At 68.8% G+C, this 17,786-nt stretch carries 21 protein-coding genes; 4 read left to right on the top strand and 17 right to left on the bottom strand.

From position 1 onward, the window contains the following. The 3 genes from BLP62_RS13815 to BLP62_RS11745 all read right to left on the bottom strand — a co-directional run. A partial coding sequence (locus BLP62_RS13815) for a transposase (protein WP_218121487.1) occupies positions 1-324 on the bottom strand: 324 nt, incomplete at its 3' end. A 58-nt stretch (positions 325-382) separates the two neighbouring features. Further along, the gene (locus tag BLP62_RS11750) at positions 383-1,363 is read right to left on the bottom strand and encodes an asparaginase (protein WP_093008530.1); all 981 of its coding nucleotides are present in this window, start codon (positions 1,361-1,363) and stop codon (positions 383-385) included. Further along, a complete protein-coding gene (locus BLP62_RS11745) occupies positions 1,360-1,641 on the bottom strand; it encodes a DUF309 domain-containing protein (RefSeq protein WP_093008529.1) in 282 nt (93 codons plus the stop codon). The genes BLP62_RS11750 and BLP62_RS11745 overlap by 4 nt, the downstream gene beginning before the upstream one ends. A 22-nt stretch (positions 1,642-1,663) precedes the next feature. Between BLP62_RS11745 and BLP62_RS11740 the strand changes: the two genes are divergently transcribed. From BLP62_RS11740 to BLP62_RS11730, 3 genes are read left to right on the top strand one after another with little or no spacing between them, the layout of a single operon-like run. Then, on the top strand, positions 1,664-2,461 hold the full coding sequence (locus BLP62_RS11740) for an ABC transporter substrate-binding protein (RefSeq protein WP_093008528.1): 798 nt from the start codon (positions 1,664-1,666) through the stop codon (positions 2,459-2,461). Then, a complete protein-coding gene (locus BLP62_RS11735) occupies positions 2,448-3,083 on the top strand; it encodes an ABC transporter permease (protein WP_093008527.1) in 636 nt (211 codons plus the stop codon). Before BLP62_RS11740 ends, BLP62_RS11735 begins: the two co-directional genes overlap by 14 nt. Continuing rightward, positions 3,080-3,757, top strand: coding sequence for an ATP-binding cassette domain-containing protein (locus BLP62_RS11730; RefSeq protein ID WP_093008526.1), 678 nt, complete (start codon positions 3,080-3,082; stop codon positions 3,755-3,757). Before BLP62_RS11735 ends, BLP62_RS11730 begins: the two co-directional genes overlap by 4 nt. A 135-nt stretch (positions 3,758-3,892) precedes the next feature. On the opposite strand, the gene BLP62_RS11725 is transcribed toward BLP62_RS11730, so the two are convergent. Genes BLP62_RS11725 through BLP62_RS11705 form a run of 5 tightly spaced genes read right to left on the bottom strand, consistent with a single transcriptional unit; the run spans position 3,893 to position 6,445 of the window. Further along, positions 3,893-4,291, bottom strand: coding sequence for a hypothetical protein (locus BLP62_RS11725; protein WP_093008525.1), 399 nt, complete (start codon positions 4,289-4,291; stop codon positions 3,893-3,895). 2 nt (positions 4,292-4,293) lie between these two features. Then, a complete protein-coding gene (locus BLP62_RS11720; protein WP_093008524.1) occupies positions 4,294-4,578 on the bottom strand; it encodes a hypothetical protein in 285 nt (94 codons plus the stop codon). Positions 4,579-4,587: 9 nt separating this feature from the next. Further along, entirely contained in the window at positions 4,588-4,863 is a 276-nt protein-coding gene (locus BLP62_RS11715; protein WP_093008523.1) for a hypothetical protein, read from the bottom strand. Positions 4,864-4,865: 2 nt separating this feature from the next. Beyond that, positions 4,866-5,333 (bottom strand): YbaK/EbsC family protein, encoded by a 468-nt coding sequence (locus BLP62_RS11710; RefSeq protein WP_093008522.1) that lies wholly within the window; start codon positions 5,331-5,333, stop codon positions 4,866-4,868. Continuing rightward, the gene (locus BLP62_RS11705) at positions 5,330-6,445 is read right to left on the bottom strand and encodes a M20 family metallopeptidase (RefSeq protein WP_093008521.1); all 1,116 of its coding nucleotides are present in this window, start codon (positions 6,443-6,445) and stop codon (positions 5,330-5,332) included. The genes BLP62_RS11710 and BLP62_RS11705 overlap by 4 nt, the downstream gene beginning before the upstream one ends. 199 nt (positions 6,446-6,644) lie before the next feature. Between BLP62_RS11705 and BLP62_RS11700 the strand changes: the two genes are divergently transcribed. Next, positions 6,645-8,240: a 30S ribosomal protein S1 gene (locus BLP62_RS11700; protein ID WP_093008520.1), complete on the top strand. Its 1,596-nt coding sequence runs from the start codon at positions 6,645-6,647 to the stop codon at positions 8,238-8,240. A gap of 54 nt (positions 8,241-8,294) precedes the next feature. Here BLP62_RS11700 and BLP62_RS11695 read toward each other — a convergent pair whose 3' ends face one another. The 9 genes from BLP62_RS11695 to thrS form a co-directional block, all read right to left on the bottom strand. Next, positions 8,295-9,557 (bottom strand): cytochrome b, encoded by a 1,263-nt coding sequence (locus BLP62_RS11695; protein WP_093008519.1) that lies wholly within the window; start codon positions 9,555-9,557, stop codon positions 8,295-8,297. Between the two features lie 9 nt (positions 9,558-9,566). Further along, complete coding sequence (locus BLP62_RS11690) at positions 9,567-10,196, bottom strand: QcrA and Rieske domain-containing protein (protein WP_093008518.1); 630 nt, start codon at positions 10,194-10,196, stop codon at positions 9,567-9,569. Between the two features lie 10 nt (positions 10,197-10,206). Continuing rightward, positions 10,207-10,689, bottom strand: a complete 483-nt coding sequence (locus tag BLP62_RS11685; protein ID WP_093008517.1) for a cytochrome C — start codon at positions 10,687-10,689, stop codon at positions 10,207-10,209. 10 nt (positions 10,690-10,699) lie between these two features. Further along, positions 10,700-11,428 carry a c-type cytochrome gene (locus BLP62_RS11680; RefSeq protein ID WP_093008516.1) on the bottom strand — a complete coding sequence of 243 codons (729 nt, stop codon included), beginning with the start codon at positions 11,426-11,428 and terminating at the stop codon, positions 10,700-10,702. A gap of 78 nt (positions 11,429-11,506) precedes the next feature. Continuing rightward, complete coding sequence (locus tag BLP62_RS11675; RefSeq protein WP_176758214.1) at positions 11,507-12,274, bottom strand: sugar phosphate isomerase/epimerase family protein; 768 nt, start codon at positions 12,272-12,274, stop codon at positions 11,507-11,509. A gap of 10 nt (positions 12,275-12,284) precedes the next feature. Further along, on the bottom strand, positions 12,285-13,481 hold the full coding sequence (locus BLP62_RS11670) for an ABC transporter substrate-binding protein (RefSeq protein ID WP_093008514.1): 1,197 nt from the start codon (positions 13,479-13,481) through the stop codon (positions 12,285-12,287). A 47-nt stretch (positions 13,482-13,528) separates the two neighbouring features. Then, entirely contained in the window at positions 13,529-14,716 is a 1,188-nt protein-coding gene (locus BLP62_RS11665) for an ABC transporter substrate-binding protein (RefSeq protein WP_093008513.1), read from the bottom strand. A 10-nt stretch (positions 14,717-14,726) separates the two neighbouring features. Beyond that, positions 14,727-15,509: a PaaX family transcriptional regulator gene (locus tag BLP62_RS11660; protein ID WP_093008512.1), complete on the bottom strand. Its 783-nt coding sequence runs from the start codon at positions 15,507-15,509 to the stop codon at positions 14,727-14,729. Beyond that, positions 15,509-17,488, bottom strand: coding sequence for a threonine--tRNA ligase (gene thrS / locus BLP62_RS11655; RefSeq protein ID WP_093008511.1), 1,980 nt, complete (start codon positions 17,486-17,488; stop codon positions 15,509-15,511). Before thrS ends, BLP62_RS11660 begins: the two co-directional genes overlap by 1 nt. Positions 17,489-17,786: the final 298 nt, after the last annotated feature.

Raw genomic sequence — 17,786 nt, 5'->3', positions numbered from 1 at the left:
GGCCTCTAGTTCCCGGGAAAGCCTCTCCAGGAGGGCCTCAAGGAGTTTGGGGTCCAGGTGCTTGAGGGCGTAGCGGGCCAGGGACTGGTGGGAAGGGAAAGGCCCTTCCATCAGGTCCTGGAGTGAGGCCTCCGTCTCGCGGTAGGTGAGGTGGAAGAAGGCGCGGTAGAGAAGGATGGCCAGGTAAAGGGCGTGGCTGTAGCGCCAGGGGCGGCCCCGCTTGCCTTTGGGGGTGGGAGGGGCCACCTCCCGGGCCAGGCGCAGGCAGTGTTCCAGGACCTCCTTGGGGCTTGCCTCCCGGCGAACGAAGCCGCGCTTGCCCATCAGGAGGAAGATATACACCCGTCCTCCTGACCTTTGCAAGGCAAGCCCACAGCCAGGGCTACACCCAGGAAAGCTCTAGCCGGGCCTCGAGGTGGCCCACCAAAAGGCCCCGATGGTTGCGCACCTCGGGGCGGTCCCAGGGGGTAGGGCCGGGGTCCAGCCCGAGCGCCCGGAGGAGGGCCACCACCATCACCTCCCGGGCCTGGGCCGAGCCGTCTTCCACCTTTAAGGCCAGGCCCAAGGGCCCCCTGGGGCTTTCCAGCAGGGCGAGGCCGTAGTAGCCGTCCGCCCCCCGCTTGGCCACCACGGGGAGGCGTTCCATGAGGAGGGTGTCTATGCTTCCCGGCCCGGCCACCAGCTGAGGGTGGCGGCGCATGGCCTCCCGCACGCGCCTTAGCGGTTCCCGGTAGGCCAAGGGGGCCTCCTCCGGGGACGCCAGGAGGTAGAAGGCCCGGGCCGCCCGGGAAAGGGAGAGGGCGAAGGTGGGCACGCTGCACCCATCCGTGGCGTGGAGGGGTTCTGTGCCGGAGAGTTCGGCCAGGGTCTTCCGGTTGAGGCGCTGCACCGGGTGGTCTGGGCGCTCGTACCCCTCGGTGGGAGCCCCCAGGGCCAGGGCCGCCGCCAGCATCCCCGCGTGCTTGCCCGAGCAGTTGTGGTGCAAGGGGGTGGGGGCCAGCCCCTTCTCCTCCAGGGCCTTCCGCGCCTCCCGGGAGAAGGGCGGGTGCACCCCGCAGACCAGATGTTCCGGGCCTAGGCCGAGCTTTTTTAGGAAGCGGGCGGCCACCTCCACGTGGGCCTCGGTGCCGTCGTGGCTTGCGGTGGCCAGGGCAATCTCCTCCTCCGTGAGGCCGAAGCGCTCCACCGCTCCCGTGAGGAAGAGGGCCAGGGCCTGGAAGGGCTTGGCCGAGGAGCGAAGGTAGCTCACCAGGGTGGGGTCGCCGGCGTAGGCCGAAAGCCCTTCCCTCCCATAGACGGCCAGGGAGACCCGGTGCCGGTTTTCCACGAGCGCGCCGCGGTAGACCAAAACCTCCGCCTTCACCCCCCAAGTCTACGCCGGGCCTCGGCCAGGAGAGGCTCCCAGTCCACGCCCAGATAGGGGGAGGGAAAGCCCTGGAGCTTGGCCTCGGCCTTCCTCAGGTTCCGCAGGCCCTCCCGGCCTAAGGCCTTCTGGTGGAGCGCGGCGGCGAGGAGGATGAGCCCCTGCAGGAAGCGCCGCTTTTCCCCTTGGGCCTCCCGCCAGGCCTCCTCCAGGACCTCGTGGGCCTCAAAGGGGCGGCCTTGCCGCAGGTGGTCCAGGTAGGCGGCCAGGGGGTCCATGCCCCGATGCTAAACTGGGGCCGTGCGTTTCCTGGGCCTCTTGCTTCCCTTTCTCCTCTTCGCCCAGGCCCTGCGGCTTGCCACCACCACCAGCGTGTACGACTCCGGGCTTCTGGACCGGCTTCTTCCCGCCTTCCAGAAGGCCACGGGCCTAGAGGTGGAGGTCTTGGCGGTGGGCACGGGCCAGGCCTTAAAGCTTGCGGAAAGGGGCGACGTGGACGCGGTGCTGGTCCACGCTCCCGAGCTGGAGGCGGAGGCCTTGAAGCGGGGGCACCTGGCGGAAGGGTTTTGCCTGGCGGCCAACACCTTTCTCCTGGTGGGGCCTCCCATGGACCCCGCCCGGGTGAGGGCGGCGAAGGACGTCCTCGAGGCCTTCCGGCGCATCGCCCAGGCCAAGGCGCCCTTCGTCTCCCGGGGGGACCGCTCCGGGACCCACCTCAAGGAGCTTTCCCTGTGGAAGCGGGCGGGGGTGGAGCCGGGCCCCCCCTGGTACCTGGAGTCGGGGGCGGGGATGGGGCAGACCTTGGTCCTGGCGGCGGAGAAGGGGGCCTACACCCTCTCCGACCTCGCCACCCACCTCACCGTGGGGAAGAGGCAGGGCCTCGAGGCCCTCTACCGGAGGGAGGACTCCCTTCTTCTCAACCAGTACAGCTACTACGCCGTTCCCGGGTCGCCTAGGCTCCAGGAGGCCCGGGAGTTCCGCCGGTTCCTGGCCTCGGAGGAAGCGGCCCTTCTGGTGGCGTCTCTGAAGGCGGAAGGGGTTTCCCTCTTCCGCCCCCTCCGGGGAGGGTGTATCTTGCCGGTGGGTGGAGGCCGCTGAACTCTGGGAGATCACCCTGCGAAGCCTGTGGGTGGCGGGGGCGGCCACTTTCCTCGCCGCCCTTCCCGCCGTGCCCCTTGGGCTTTGGCTCGCCCTGCGGGGGGGAGGAGGGCTTTGGGGCCGGGTCCTCCTTTACGCGGGGATGGCCCTGCCCTCGGTGGTGGTGGGCCTTTTCCTCTACCTCCTCCTCTCCCGGTCGGGGCCCTTGGGGTTCTTGGGGCTCCTCTATACCCCCTACGCCATGGTGCTGGCGGAGGCGGTTTTGGCCTTTCCCCTCATCGCCTCCTTCGTCCTTTCCGGGGCCAGGGGCCGGGTGGAGGAGGTGAGGCTGCTGGTGCGAAGCCTAGGGGGTAAGGAGGCCCAGGTCCTGCCCACCCTCTTCGGGGAAAGCCGCCGCACCCTGGCGGCGGCCCTGGCCGCGGGCTTCGGCGGGGCCATCAGCGAGGTGGGGGCGGCCACCCTGGTGGGGGGGGATATCCGCCACCACACCCGGGTGCTCACCACGGCCATCGTGGTGGAGACGCGCAAGGGGGAGCTGGAGGCGGCCTTGGCCTTGGGGATGGTGCTTTTGGGGGTGGCCCTACTGGTCACCGCCCTTCTGGTCCTCCTGGAGCGGGAATGAGGCCGGTCTTGCGCGCCGAGGGGCTCCGCCACCGGAGGGGTGGGTTTGCCCTGGAGGTGGGGAGCCTCGAGGTCCACCCCGGGGAGGTCTTGGCCGTGCTGGGCCCCTCGGGAAGCGGCAAGACCACCCTCCTTCGCCTCCTCGCGGACCTTCTTCCCCCCGAGGAGGGACGGGTGGAGGGGGGCTTCCGGGTCTACCTCCCCCAAAGCCCCCCCCTCCTGCGGCGGAGCGTCCTGGAAAACGCCGCCTTCGGCCTCCGCCTCCACGGGGTGCCCAAGGGGGAGGCCCACCGGCGGGCCAAGGCCATGCTGGAGCGGGTGGGCTTAGGGCCCAGGGCCCACCAGGCCGCCCACACCCTCTCCGGGGGCGAGGCGGTGCGCCTGGCCTTGGCCCGCACCCTCCTCGTGGACCCGGAAGTCCTCCTTCTGGACGAGCCCACCGCCAGCCTGGACCCAAGCCACGTGGCCCGGGTGGAGGACCTCCTGCGGGAGGCCGCCCGGGAGGGCCGGGGGGTGGTTCTCGCCACCCACGACCTCTTCCAGGCCCGGCGCCTGGCGGGGCGGGTGCTCTTCCTCCTCCAGGGGCAGGTGGTGGAGCTCGCCGACGCCCCGAGCTTCTTCCAAAGGCCCAAGGACCCCAGGAGCCGGGCCTTTTTGGAGGGGAGGCTTTTTTAACTACCCCAAAAGAGCCTTCGCAGAGCCCTACCTCCGGCGTCCCATGTGGCGAAATCAACGTGCAACCACTTAATGCCATCTCATGCTGGCTTGGGCCAGCACGGGGGCCCCGGCGGGGGTTCTTCGCTGGGGGGGCTAGCGGAAAAGGGCCTTCACCGCCTTTTCCAGCTCCTCCCCGGCCCTTCGGTCCAGGGTGAGCTTGACCTTCAGGGCCACCCTCAGGGCCTCCTCCTCGAGGCTTTCCCGGCTTGAGCACCCCTCCAGCCGCTTCACGAAGGGTTCGGCCTTGGGCCCAAGCCGAGCCTTAAGGAGCTCCGTAAGTTTGGCGCAAAGGGCCTCGGGGCTTTCCACGGGGAGGATGAGGCCCCGCTTGAGAAGGCCCGCCAGAATCCGGTAGGCTTCCTCCCCCAGGCCGCTTTCCCTCACCACCTCTTCCTCCGTGCGCCGCCCGTCGCAGAGGGCGTAGACCCGCCACTCCTCCGGGGTGGGTTTCCACTCGCTCTCGGGAGGGGAGGGGTTGCGGCGGAAGACCATGGCTACAAGGAGGCCAGGATGGCGTCCACCAGGCGGAGCACCAGGTGGACGAAGACCGCCCCCAGGAGGAGGACCAGGGAGAGGAGGAGAAGGAGGAGGCTACTGGGCTCGTTCCAGGTGAGGAGCAGGACCCCCAGGTAGGCGAGGGCGAAGAAGGCGATGAAGAAGAGCATCTGCCCGCTCCTTTCCCCGATGACCCCGCCGGGGGCGGCCCGCTTGAGCCGAAGGCCATAGAGGACGTTGTAGACCATGACCAGGAGGCCGAGGCCGAAGAGGACCTTTTCCATGTCCCCATTCTAGTCCGCCCATTCCCGAATAGGTATAAGCTCACCCCCCTCAACGGCCTTGCGCACGGGCCGGTAGCGGCGGTCAAACCAGATCTCCAGCACCGCCCGGTCCAGGCTCTTGGGGGCCACGATCTCCTTGCGCACGTAGTAGCCCCCTTCCGTGGGGGAGATCTCCATGCTCTTGGAGAGCCTGAGCTCCACCACTTCCCCGCTTTTCGTGCGCACCCGCACCCGGAAGGCCAGGGGGCCCTCCGGCTTCACGTGGGGGTCCTTGCGGAAGAACATCGCTAGGCCTCCTTGAGGTCCGCCACCTGGGCTTCGGTGAGGGCGAGGAGCTCCTCGGGGGTGGCCCGGAAGAGGGCCCTCGGGGTGCCTCCGGCCGCCCAGACCTCGGGGTAGCGGAGGAGGTCCTCGTCCAGGTAGGTGGGCAAGGGCGTGCTGTGCCCCACCGGGGGGACGCCCCCGATGGCGAAGCCCGTGAGGGCCCGCACCTCCTCGGGGGTGGCCCGGCGCAGGGGGCTTCCCACCAGGGCCTCGGCCTTCCTCAGGTCCAGGCGGTTCTTCCCGCTCACCAGGAAGAGGTAGGCCCTTTTCCCCACGAAGACCAGGCTCTTCACGATCTGGCCCACCTCCGCCCCCACCGCCCTCGCCGCCTCCTCGGCGGTGCGGGTGGAGGCGGGAAGCTCCACCACCTCGAGGTGGGGGAAGCCCCGCCCGCGCAGGGCCTCCTGCACCCTTTGGGCGGAGGGGCTCATAGGGCGTAGAGGAGTTCGGCGAGGAGGGCCGCCCGCCGGGGGATCTCCGGCACCACCACGTACTCCGTCCTCTGGTGGGCGTCGCCCCCGAAAAGCCCCAGGCCGTCCAGGGTGGGCACCCCTAAGGCGGCGGTGAAGTTCCCGTCCGAACCCCCGCCCACCCTGCCCGGGCGCAGGGCGAGGCCTAGCCTCTCCCCGATTTCCCGGGCTTTCTCAAAGAGGGCGAGGCTTTCCGAGGTGGGCTCCATGGGGGGGCGGTTGAGGCCGCCCGAGAGCACGAGCCTGGCCCCCGGCAGGACGGGCTTTAGGGCCTTAAGCCCTTCCTCCACCCGCCTGGCCTCCTCCAGGGTCCAGGCCCTGAGGTCCACCTCCACCTCGGCCTCCTCGGCCACCACGTTGGAGACCGTCCCCCCCCGCACCACGTTGGGGCCCAGGGTGGTGCCCTTCTCCCGGTCCTCCAGGGCCGCCACCTTGAGGACCTGGTGGGCGAGCTCCAGGATGGCGTTCACCCCCTTCTCCGGCTCCACCCCCTGGTGGGCGGCCTTGCCGATGGCCTTCAGCCGGTAAAGCCCCACCCCCTTGCGGGCCACCTTCAGGTCCCCTTCCGCCGTAGGGGGTTCCAGGACCAGCACCGCCCGGGCCTTCCTGGCGGCGGCCTCAATGAGGGGGCGGCTTTCCGGGGAGCCCACCTCCTCGTCGGGGGTGAAGAGGACCTCGAGGGGAGGAAGCCTACGCCCCGTGGCCTCGGCGTGGCGCAGGGCGTAGAGGAGGGCGATGATGCCCCCCTTCATGTCGTAGACCCCGGGGCCGATGGCCTTCTCCCGCTCCAGGCGGAAGGGCTCGGGGAAGCTCCCCTTGGGGTGGACGGTGTCGTAGTGGCAGAGGACGAGCACCGGGGCCCCTTCCCCTTCCCGCTTGAGGAGGAGAACGGGGCCCTTGGGGGTGTCCTTGCGGGAGAGGCGGCCTTCCAGGGGCCCGAAGGCCTCTTCCAGGAAGGCCGCGGCCTCCCTGAGGCCCGCGAGGTCCCCCGAGGGGGACTCCCGGCCCACGAAGGCCTCGAGGTCCTTGAGGAAATCGGGAAGCCTCCACTTCATCCATTCCAGGGTTTCCATGGCCCCATTATGCCCCGTCCCGTAAGGCCCGGTGCCCCTTGGCAAGGAGGCCACCCCGTGGTATAAAGGAAGGGTATGCCCTTCGGGGCCGGTTCACACGGGAGCGGGGAGTAAGCGTTCTCCCCCGCCTTTTCGTGTGGACGAGCGCAAAGTGCGCCCGCCTTCTTAAGGGAAGGCGCGTAAGGAGGAAAGAGGCGGCATGGAAGAAAAGGCGACCCAGACCCCAGAAAAGACCTTCAGCATGGAAGAGGCCCTTCAGGAGACCGAGGCCCGCCTGGAGAAACGGGTGCGTCCCGGCCAGGTCCTGACGGGCAAAGTGGTCTTGGTGGGTTCCGAAGGTGTGGCGGTAGACATCGGCGCGAAGACGGAAGGCATCATCCCCTTCAACCAGCTCACGGAGAAGGCCCTCCCCGAGGAGGAGCTCAAGAACCTCCTGAAGCCTGGGGACACCGTGCGGGTCCAGGTGATCAAGGTGGACCCCGAGACGGGGCAGATCCTCCTCTCCCGCAAGAAGGTGGAGGCCCAGGAGCGCTGGGACCAGATCCAGGCCCTCTACGAGAAGGGGGAGCCGGTCACCGCCACGGTGAAGGAGAAGGTCAAAGGGGGCGTGGTCGCCGACCTGGACGGCGTGGAGGCCTTCATCCCCGCCTCCCAGCTGGACCTGAGGCGTACCCCTAACCTGGACGCCTACCTGGGCCAGCCGATTCAGGCCAGGATCATTGAGTTTAACCGCAAGAAAGGCCGGGTGCTCCTTTCCCGCCGGGTGCTCTTGGAAGAGGAGCAGAAGAAGGCCAAGGAGGCCTTCCTGCAGAGCCTCCAGCCCGGGCAGGTGGTGGAGGGCACCGTGGCCGACGTCACGGACTTCGGGGCCTTCGTCAACCTGGGGCCCGTGGACGGCCTGGTGCACCGCTCGGAGATCACCTGGGGCCGCTTCGGCCACCCCCGGGAGGTGATCCAGAAGGGCCAGAAGGTGCGGGCCCAGGTGCTTTCCGTGGACCCGGCCAAGGAGCGGGTCAACCTCTCCATCAAGGCCCTCATCCCCGACCCCTGGACCACGGTGGCGGAGAAGTACCCCGTGGGCACCCGGGTCCGGGGCAAGGTGGTGGGCCTCACCCCCTTCGGGGCCTTCGTGGAGGTGGAGCCGGGCCTCGAGGGCCTGATCCACATCTCCGAGCTCTCCTGGACCAAGCGCCCCAAGCACCCCTCCGAGGTGGTGAAGGAGGGGGACGAGGTGGAGGCCGTGGTCCTCCGGCTGGACCCCGCCGAGCGCCGCCTCTCCCTGGGCCTCAAGCAGACCCAGCCCGACCCCTGGCAGCAGCTCACGGAGAAGTACCCCCCCGGCAGCGTGGTCAAGGGCCGGGTCACCGGGGTCACCGACTTCGGGGTCTTCGTGGAGGTGGAGCCCGGCATGGAGGGCCTGGTCCACGTTTCCGAGCTGGACCACGGGCGCGTGGAGAACCCTGCCGCCCTCTTTAAGAAGGGGGACGAGATGGAGGTGGTGGTCCTCAACATTGACCCCGTGGAACAGCGCATCTCCCTCTCCCGCAAGCGCCTCCTGCCCCCTCCGCCTCCCAAGGCCGAGGAGGAGAAGCCTCGCCGCCCCAAGGGCAAGGAGGCCCGGGGCAAGCGCAAGGCCCCTTCCCGCCGCGAGGAGCGCCGGGAGTACGAGTACGGCGCCGTGGCCGAGTACAACCTCTACGACGCCTCCGCCGTGCCCGCCGCCGCCGCCAGCGTGAAGCTGGGAGACCTCTACGGCGACCTCCTGGCAAGCCTGGGCCTGGAAGAGGAGAAGTAGGCTTAAGGCGTTAAAGCCCCCGCCTTTGGCGGGGGCTTTCCCTTTGATGGGGGGCTATTCCAGGGCCTTTTTCTCTTTTTCCCCGTAGAAGATGCGCATCAGGACGTAGGTAAGGAAGAAGGTGAGGAGGGGCGCCCCCAGGACCAGGGTCCAGAGCACGGCGGTGTTCCCCAGGAGGTAACCCTGCTGCTGGAAGTCAATCTTGTACCCCGCGAGGCTGGCCATGAGGAAGAAGACCAGCAGGGCCAAGACGGCGCTCGTGCGCACCGGGTGCTCCGAGGGAAGCTCCATGTAGCGCATCTTGTCCTTGCGGGTGTCCACGAAGGGCAAGAGCAGCCCCACCACGGCCAGGATCCCCGGAACCACCGCCCCCCCGATGAACTCCGGCCCGATGGTGGCCCCGAAGAGGCGGAACTCCCAGCTGGAGGGGATGAGCTGCAGGATGCCGTAGATCCAGAGGAAGTACCAGTCGGGCTTCACCGCCGGGGTGTTGGGGGTGGGCGGGCCGAAGGCCTCAATGGGGTGGGCCAGGAAAGCCCCGGCGATCATGGCCATGATCCCCACGTAGAGGGCGAAGAGGATGAGCATCATGACCATCTGCTGGGGGTACATGGGCACGCCCAGGATCTTCCCCGGGGCGATGCGCTCGGCGTAGCGGGGCTGGGTGTGCTTCTGCTTGATCATGATGACCAGGTGAAGCCCGATGAGCCCCATGAGGAGGAGGGGAAGCCAGAGGACGTGGAGGCTAAAAAGCCGGGGGATGGACTTCTCCGAGCCCGGGAACTCCCCGCCGAACATCACCTGGGCCAAGGCGCCCCCGATCCAGGGGATGGAATTCGCGATCCCGTAGCCGATGCGGGTGGCGGTCACGGCGTAGTTGTCGTAGGGGAGGGCGTAGCCGGTGAAGGCGGTGACCACGGCGAGGCCCAGAAGCCCAAGGCCCACCAGGTAGTTGAGCTCCCGGGGCTTCTTGTAGGCCCCGGAGAGGAGGATCCGGAGCATGTGGAGGAAGGCCGCGGCGATCATCACGTGGGCCGACCAGTGGTGAAGGCTCCGGATCACGGCCCCGAAGGGGAGGCTATCTATGTAGAGGACGCTCCCGTAGGCCGCGGGCACCGCGCGCCCGTCGGGGAGCTTCACCTCCCGGATGGAGGGTTCGTAGTTTAAGGTGAGGAAGATCCCGGTGAGGACCAGGACGATAAAGGCGAAGAGGGTGATCTCCCCCAGGAAGAAGGAGTGGTGCACGGGAAAGGCCTTGCGGAGAACCTTTTGGTAAAGCCCCGTGAGGTCCAGGCGTTCGTCCAGCCACTTGTACATGCTTGCCTCCTAGACGTGGCGGCAGAAGCCGCTCTCCGCCTTCACCCCCACCTCGCCCAAGAACTCCCCGGCGGCCACCAAGACCCCATCCTCCACCTTGAGGGGGAGCTGGGGCACGGGCCTAGGCGGCGGCCCGGCGACCACCTTGGCCCCGTGGGCCAGGTCGTAGACCCCCCCGTGGCAGGGGCAGAGGCCCGCCTTCTTCTCCGCCACCCACTGGCTGATGATGCACCCCAGGTGGGTGCAGACGGCGGAGTAGGCCACGGCGCCTTCTATGGCGTGCTGGGCCACCTCTGGGGAGAGCTCCTCGGGGAGGTAGCGCGCCACCAGGACCGTGTTCTTGGCCTCGCCGCTTTTCACCACCTTGGTCTTGGGGTCCATGGGGTAGGCGAGGACGAAGGGGTCCCCGGGCTTGAGCTCCTCGAGGCGGATGGGCTTGGGTTCGCCTCCGCCCTGGGCGTAGACCAGGATGTCCCCGGGCTTTAAAGGCTCCTTCTCCGGCGTGACCTCGGCCTTGGGGCGGAGGCTTGCCCCCACGTAGAAGGCCGAGACCAGGGAGAGGCCGATGCCGGTGCCGATGGCGGTCTTCAGGAAAAGCCGCCTACGGGATTGGCGCAAGCGGATCTCGCGTTCGTCCATGGGTCACCTCTTACCAGGGGAACTCGCCCTTCTCCTCTTCGGTGATCACCTCGTCGCGGCCGAAGAACTTCTTGTAGATGCCGAAGAGGGCGGCCACCACCAGGCTGATGCTCCCGAAGACCAGGCCCTGGAGCCAGGTGGGGTTGTGCCCGGTCTGGGCGGAGTAGGCGAGGAGCCGCACGAAGAAGCCGGAAAGGGCGGTGAGGAGGAGGACCAAAATGACGCCCGCGGCCACGGGGGCGGTGGAGGGGGTGGGAAAGTGGCGGCCGGGGCGGAGCTCCACGCCTTCCAGCCAGTAGGAGACGAGGCCGATGAGCCCGTAGAGGAGGAGGACGGCCCCGAAGGCCATAAGCCCGATCTGGCCCACGGAGAGGTCCTCGGGGGCGTGGCCCAGGAGGCGGGCGATGTGGAGGCCGTCCAGGTAGGCGGCGTAGAAGAGGCCAGCCGCCAGGATGAGGGCGAAGGTGGGCAGGATGGGGTCGTTGCGGTACATCCTCCCTCCTTTACTCCACGGGGCCGAAGCTGTTGCCGAAGCTGTTGCGGATGTAGGTGGCCACGGCCTTGAGCTCCTCCTCGCTGAAGTTGGCCCCCACGGCGGGCATGGCGCCCCGCCCGTTCTTCACCACGTTCAGGATCAGGTTGGCGTCCTTGAGGTTGGCGTTCCCCGCCAGGGCCGGGAAGGCGGGGGGCATCCCCTGGCCGTTCGCCTGGTGGCAGGCGGCGCAGTTCGCCTCGTAGATGGCCTTGCCCTTCTCCATGAGGGCCGGGTCCACCCCCGCGGGCGCCGCGGCCTGGCCGGTCCCTTCGGCCTTGGCCTCCTGGGCGGGGGGGGCCACTTCTTCCACGATGCGCTCCGCCGCCGGGCTTAGGGCGAAGTAGCTCCAGATGCCGCCCAGGACCACCACGGCGGCCACGGCGTACCAGATGGGGTTGAAGCGCACCGGCTCCACGGGGAGCTCGGGCTCGCCCACGCTAAGGCGAAGCTCCACCTCCCCCGCCACCTCGCCCCCTTCGTCCACCCCCAGGACGAGGACGTCGGGGTAGTTGTTGACGGTGAAGGGAATCTCCCGGATCTCCTGCCCTCCCCCGCGGAAGTGGGTCACCACCCGGAGGGTGTGCTCCCCGTCGGGGAGCTTTCGGGTGTCCAGCTTAAGCCGGTAAGGGGGTTCCTTGAGCACCGCCAGGGGCTCCTGGGCCCCGTCCAGGTACACCTCAATCCGGTCTACGACCATTCTGCCTCCCTATGTGAAGAGGGGTACAAACCCCCACCCCACCACTATAAGGGTATCCCCGCAAGGACAGATGTCCCCTTAGGGGGCGAGGAGGGCTCTTAGGCGGCGAGCGCTTTGCCGGACGCCCCCTTCCTTCCCGCCCACCTCGAGGGCCGCCGTCCCGGAAAACCCCCTGAGAAGGGGGGCCAGGGCCTCCCAGGGGACGCTTCCCGCCCCCACGGGGAGGTGGTCGTCCTTTCGCCCGTGGTTGTCGTGGAGGTGGAGGTGGAGAAGCCTTTCCCCTAGGGCCTCCCAGTAGAGGAGAGGCCCCCTGGGCCCGAGCTCCACCAGGGCGTGGCCCACGTCCAGGCAGAAGCCAAGCCCGGGAAAGCGGTCCAGGAGGCCCTTGAGCTCCTCGGGGCCCCGCAGGAGGTCCCCTTCCTCTAGGGCCAGGTTTTCCAGGGCCAGGGGAATGGGGGAAGGGGCGAGGAGGGCGAGGGTCTCCTCCAGGGCCTCCCGGGCCAGGGAGAGGGCCAGGGGGTGGCGGAGGGGCACTTGGCCCGTGTGGAGGACCCCCACCCTGGCCCCCAGGGCCTCCCCGAACTCCAAAGCCCGGAGGAGGCGCTCTTGGGAGAGCTTGCGGACGCTCGGGATGAGGCTTGCCGGGTTCAGCTCCACGAAGGGGAGGTGGAGGGTGAAGCCCACCCCCAGGGCCTCCCCCGTGGCCTTAAGGTCCTTCGGCCCGGGGAGGGGCAGGACCTCGTGGAGGTCGTAGGCCACCTCCAGGTCCAGCCCGAGCTCCGCCGCCAGGGGGAAGGCCTTCTCGTAGCCAAGCTCGGCGTTGAAGGGGCTAAAGCCTAGGCGCATGGCCCCCATCCTACCGGATGGCCTCCGCCTTCCTCTGGGCCTCTTCCAGGGCCTTTTGCGGGGGGATGTTCCCCTTGAGGCTTTTCTCCAGGGCCTCGGCCAAAAGGCCCGCCCAGGTGGAGAACTGGGGGACTCGAGGCCGCTCCTGGGCGTAGGCGATCTGCTCAAAGGCCACCTTGCGGAAGGGGTTTTCCCGGTAGAAGCCCTCCAGGAGGGGGAGGGCCGACTTGCGCACGGGTACGTAGTAGCTGGCCTCCACCCAGCGGGCCACGTTCCTGGGCTCCATGAGGTACTTCCAGAACTCCAAGGCCCCCCGGATCTGGGCCTCCTTGGACCCCTGGAGCACCACAAGCTGCGCGCCCCCCATGGGCACCTTCCCCCCGGCTTCCCGGGGCACGGGGGCGACCCCCAGGGTGAAGGCGAAGGAGAAGTTCTCCGCGGCGGGCCAGTTGGCGATGGAGGCCATGACCATCATCCCCTTGGTGCGCACGAAGTCCAGCTGGGCGAAGGTGGCCTCGGCCATGCTCCGGGCGGAAAGCGCCCCCGCCCGGTTCAGGCGGTGAAGGGTCTCCAGGGCGTCCAGGGCCTCCTTGGAGGTGAAGTTGGGCCTCCCGTCCTTCACCAGGTTGCCCCCCCGGCTCGTCACCATGGCCTCAAAGAGCCAGGCCTGGGGGTCGGTGACGAAGATGAACCCCTTGGCCTGGCGGGTGGTGAGGGCCTTGGCCGTCTCCTCAAACTCCTTCCAGTTCCTGGGGGCCTTGAGCCCCTTGGCCCGGAAGGCGTCCAGGTTGTAGAAGAGGACCGGGGTGGAGGTGTTGAAGGGGAGGCCAAAGCGCCTCCCCTCCACCACCCCGTAGTTCCAGGCGGGCTCAAAGAGGTCCTCCACAAAGGCCTGGTCCAGGGCCAGGTAGGGGTCTAGGGCCACCGCCTTCCCCTCGGCCACCAGGCGGGGGAAGAAGGAGATCTCCGCCTGGAAAAGCACCGGTCCCCCTCCCGTGCGCAGGGCGGCCACCAGCTTGGTCTCCGCGTCCCGGTAGTCCCCCACGTACTGGGGCAGGACCCGGTACTGGCCCTGCCTGCCGTTGAACTCCTGGGCGAAGGCGGCGATGAGCCTTCCCGCCGGGCCGTCCATGGCGTGCCAGAAGGGGATCTCCGTCTGGGCCAAGGCGGGAAGGAGGAGAAGGGCCAGGGGCCAGAGCTTTCTCATGGGGTGGATTCTACCACCCTTCCCGTCAGGGTTCGGTCAAGGGGGCCTCAGCGCTTCTCCGCCGCCAGGGCCCTCTTCTGGGCCTCCTCCAGGGCCTCCCGGGGCCTCACCCCCTGCTTGAGGCTCTTCTCCAGGGCCTCCTCCAGGTAGCCGTACCAGACCACAAGCTCGGGGTCCTGGCTCCAGGGGCGGGCCACCTCCCCTTGGGCGAAGACCGCCTGCCGCTCGGGGTCTTGGAGGAAGTCCTTAAGCTCGGCCTCCGCCGCCCGCCTCAAGGGCAGGTACCAGGTGGTGCGCACCCAGGCGGCCTGGCGCCTGGGCTCCAGGAAGTGGAGCCAGAAGGCCACTGCCCCCCGGGCCCCCTCGGGGCTTGCCCCCTTGAGGACCACCAGGGCCGCTCCCGAGAGGGGCACCGCCCCCCCTTCCCGCCGGGGCAGGGGGGCCATACCCACCCCGAAGGGCAAGGAGGTCTGGGAGAGGACCACGGGCAAGGCGGTGGTGGGGGCAAGCCCCATGAAGGCCTTGGTGCGCAGGAAGTCGGCCACGGCGAAGGAGGCCTCCGCCAGGTTCCTGGCCTGGGCGTGGCCCCTTTGCACCATGCGGTAGAGCATCTCCAGGGCCTCCACCACTTCTTTAGAGGTGAAGGCGGGAAGCCCGTCCTTCACCAGGCTTCCCCCCAGGCTCATGACCACGGCGTTGAAGCTCCAGATGTCCGTGGAGACCACCAGGCCCTTGGCGGTGCGGCTCGTGAGCTTGGCGGCCGCCTCCTCCACCTCGGCCCAGGTCCTGGGGGCCCTAAGCCCCTTGGCCCGGAAGGCGTCTTTGTTGTAGTAGAGGGCGGGCACGGAAAGCCCCAGGGGGAGGCCGTAGGTCTTCCCCTTCACCTGGGCCGCCCGCAGGGCCTCCGGGTGGAGGTCCTGGGGGAGGTTTTGCAGGTAAGGGTCCAGGGGCAGGGCCACCCCCTCCTGGGCCAGGCGGGGCAGGAAGGAAAGCTCGGCGTGGAAGAGGGCCGGGGCGCCTCCTGCCCGCAGGGCGGAGAGGAGCTTCACCCCCGCCTCCCGGTAGTCCCCCACGTAGCGGGCCTCGAGGCGGTAGGCGTTCTGGCCCGCGTTGAAGGAGCGGATCGCCTCCTCCAGGACCCGGTCGCCGGGAGGGCCTGCGGTGTGCCAGAAGGGGATGACCGTCTGGGCCAGGGCCAGGGAAAGGACGGGCAGAAGGGCGGGAAGTCCCCTCATGCCCCTAAGCCTACCGGGGAAGGGATGAGAGGTCTGAAAGGGGGAGGGAAAGCTCCTTGAGGAAGGGGGCCGCCCGGGCCCTCAGCCCCTCCCGGGCCGAAAGGAAGAGGCGGCGCACCTTTGGCCCTGGAAACTCAGGGCCCAGGAGCTCCTGGGGGAGGCCCGGGTCCAGGAAGAGGAGCTTCCTTGCCTCGTGGACGAGCCGGGTGAGGTGGCGGAAGGCCTCCACGGGGTCCTCGGGGCTTTGGTCCAGGAGGGCGGCAAGCCGCCCGTAGCCCGCCTTGGCCTCCTCCAGGGGGAAGGCCCTGAGGACCTCCTCCTTTCCCCCGAGAAGCTCCCCTTGGAAGCAGGTGGCGGCGAGGCCGTAGAAGCCGAGGAGCTCCCGGGTGGCCTCGAGGTCCACCCCGACCCCCAGATAGACCCCGCTCTGTAGCCCCCCGTAGCCCAAAAGGGCCATCTCCCGCCGGAACCTTTCCCTCTCCCCCCGGTCCTTGGGCCCCTCGGGAAGGACGAGGAGGAAGCGCCCGTCCCACGGGGGGAGGGAGCCGTAGAGGCGGCGGCGCACCTGGCGCACCTGCCAGTAGACCCGGTCGGAGAGGGCGTAGTAGGCGGCCCGCCCCTCCCGCTTGGGCACCACCCAGCCCCGCTTGGCGCTCCGGGAAAGCGCCGCCCGCACCGCCATCTCCGAGAAGCCCAGGGCGGCCATCATGGCCACGAGGTCCCGCACCCGGGCCGCCCGTTCCGGGTAGACGTACTCCACGAACAGGGTGAAGAGGGTGGACCTCGCCCGCATCAGAAGACCGGCTCTAGAAGCCTTTCCCGGTACTCCCTTAGGGCCCCTTCCAGGAAGCGGGCGAGGGGCATCGTCCCCAGGTTGCCCTTCTTCCGGCGGCGCACGCTCACCGCTCCTTCGGCCTTCTCCCGCTCCCCCACCACGAGGATGTAGGGCACCTTCTGCACCTCGGCGTCCCGGATCCGGGCCTGCATCCTCTCGGGCCGGGTGTCGGCCTCGGCCCGTAGGCCCGCCTCCTTGAGCCTACCCGCCACCTCCCGGGCGTAGTCCTCCTGCTTCTCGGACACGGGGACCACCACCGCCTGCACCGGGGCGAGCCACAGGGGGAAGTCCCCGGCGAAGTGCTCAATGAGGATGCCGATGAAGCGCTCCAAGGAGCCGAAGGGGGCCCGGTGGAGCATCACGGGGCGGTGCTCCTCCCCGTCTTTGCCCACGTAGGTCAGCCCGAAGCGCTCGGGCAGGTTGTAGTCCACCTGGATGGTGCCGAGCTGCCACTCCCGCCCCAGGGCGTCCTTCACCACGAAGTCCAGCTTGGGGCCGTAGAAGGCGGCGTCCCCCGGCTCCACGGTGTACTGGAGCCCGGCCTCGAGGGCCGCCTCCTCAATCTGCCGCTCCGCCAGGGCCCACTTGGCCTCGTCCCCCACGTACTTGCCGCTTCTCGGGTCCCGCACCCCGATCCGGGCCCGGTAGTCCCTAAGCCCCAGGGTGGCGAAGACCTTAAGGACCAGGTCCAAGACCCCGAGAAACTCCCCCTTCACCTCCTCGGGGGTGCAGAAGATGTGGGCGTCGTCCTGGGTGAAGCCCCTAACCCTTGTGAGGCCCAGAAGCTCCCCCGCCTTCTCGTAGCGGTAGACGGTGCCGAACTCGGCAAGCCTCAGGGGAAGCTCCCGGTAGGAGCGCTTCCGGTAGGCGTAGATCCTGATGTGGTGGGGGCAGTTCATGGGCTTGAGGAGGTACTCCTCCTCCTCGCCCCGCTCCTTGAAGCTGATGGGGGGGAACTGGCTTTCCGCGTAGTAGGGGTAGTGGCCGCTGGTCTTGTAGAGCTCCAGGCTCCCGATGTGGGGCGTGGTCACGAGCTGGTAGCCCCGCCTCACCTGCTCCTCCCGCATGAAGGCCATGAGCTCCTCCCGGACCACGTTCCCCTTGGGAAGCCAGAGCACCAGGCCCTTCCCCACCATGGGGTCTATGAGGAAGAGCTCCAGCTCCCGGCCCAGGCGCCGGTGGTCCCGTTTCTTGGCCTCCTCCAGCTGCCAGAGGTATTCTTTAAGTTCCTCGGCGGTGCGGAAGGCCACCCCGTAGACCCTTTGCAGCATGGGCCTTTTCTCGTCCCCCCGCCAGTAGGCCCCCGCCACGTGGGTGAGCTTGAAGTGGGGGGGGATGCGCCCCGTGGAGGGCACGTGGGGCCCACGGCAGAGGTCGGTGAAGCCGTAGGCCTCGTCCCCCTGCTGGTAGAAGCTGATCTCCTCCCCCTCGGGGATCTCCAGGACGAGCTCCGTCTTGTAGGGGTCCTTCCCCCGATAGCGGGCTAAGGCCTCCTCCCGGGAGAGGACGAAGCGCTTTAGGGGGAGGTCCCGCTTGAGGATCTCCCGCATCTTCGCCTCTATGGCGGGGAGGTCCTCGTCGGAGAGGGGCTCGGGGGCTTCTATGTCGTAGTAGAAGCCCTTCTCAATCACGGGCCCCACCCCGAGCCTCACGCTTTCCGGATCGTAGCCCTTCTCCCGGAAGAACTCCTTCACCGCCTGGGCCAGGACGTGGGCCAGGGTGTGGCGGAAGAGGGTCTGGAACTCGGGGTCCTTCTCCGTGAGGAGGCGCACCTTCGCCCCCTCGGGGAGGGGCTTTAGGAGGTCGTAGAGCTCCCCGTCCACGATGGCCCCCACCGCCCGCCTCTCCCAGCCCTCCCCCAGGGCCCGGGCCACGTCCTTCGCCGTGGCCCCCGGGGGGAGCTCCAGGGGCTTGCCGTCTGGAAGGTAGACCGTCATGGCCTCTACTATATCCCCTGTTCACGCCCCGTTCAGGCTCCGTTCAGGCCCCCGGGGCTACCCTGACCCTGGCCTGACGGGGCCAGGGCAACTTGGAGAAAGGGGGTGAAAGGCGTGGGGGAAGCGCGGTCCCGGGAAGCTAAAGGAAGCCTTAAGGCAAGGGCGGCTAGGCTTGACATGAGGGAGGGGTGTGCGTAAGATTAGCCTCGGATGCCGCGCGAGAAGGGCTTCAAGGCAAGCGGGCCCGGCCCGCGCGGCGCCAGGCCCGAGGGGGAAACGCGGAAAACCCCAAGGGAAA

The organism is Thermus arciformis, from assembly GCF_900102145.1.
Lineage (GTDB): Bacteria > Deinococcota > Deinococci > Deinococcales > Thermaceae > Thermus > Thermus arciformis.
This window is presented reverse-complemented; position numbering and strand designations above follow the sequence as displayed.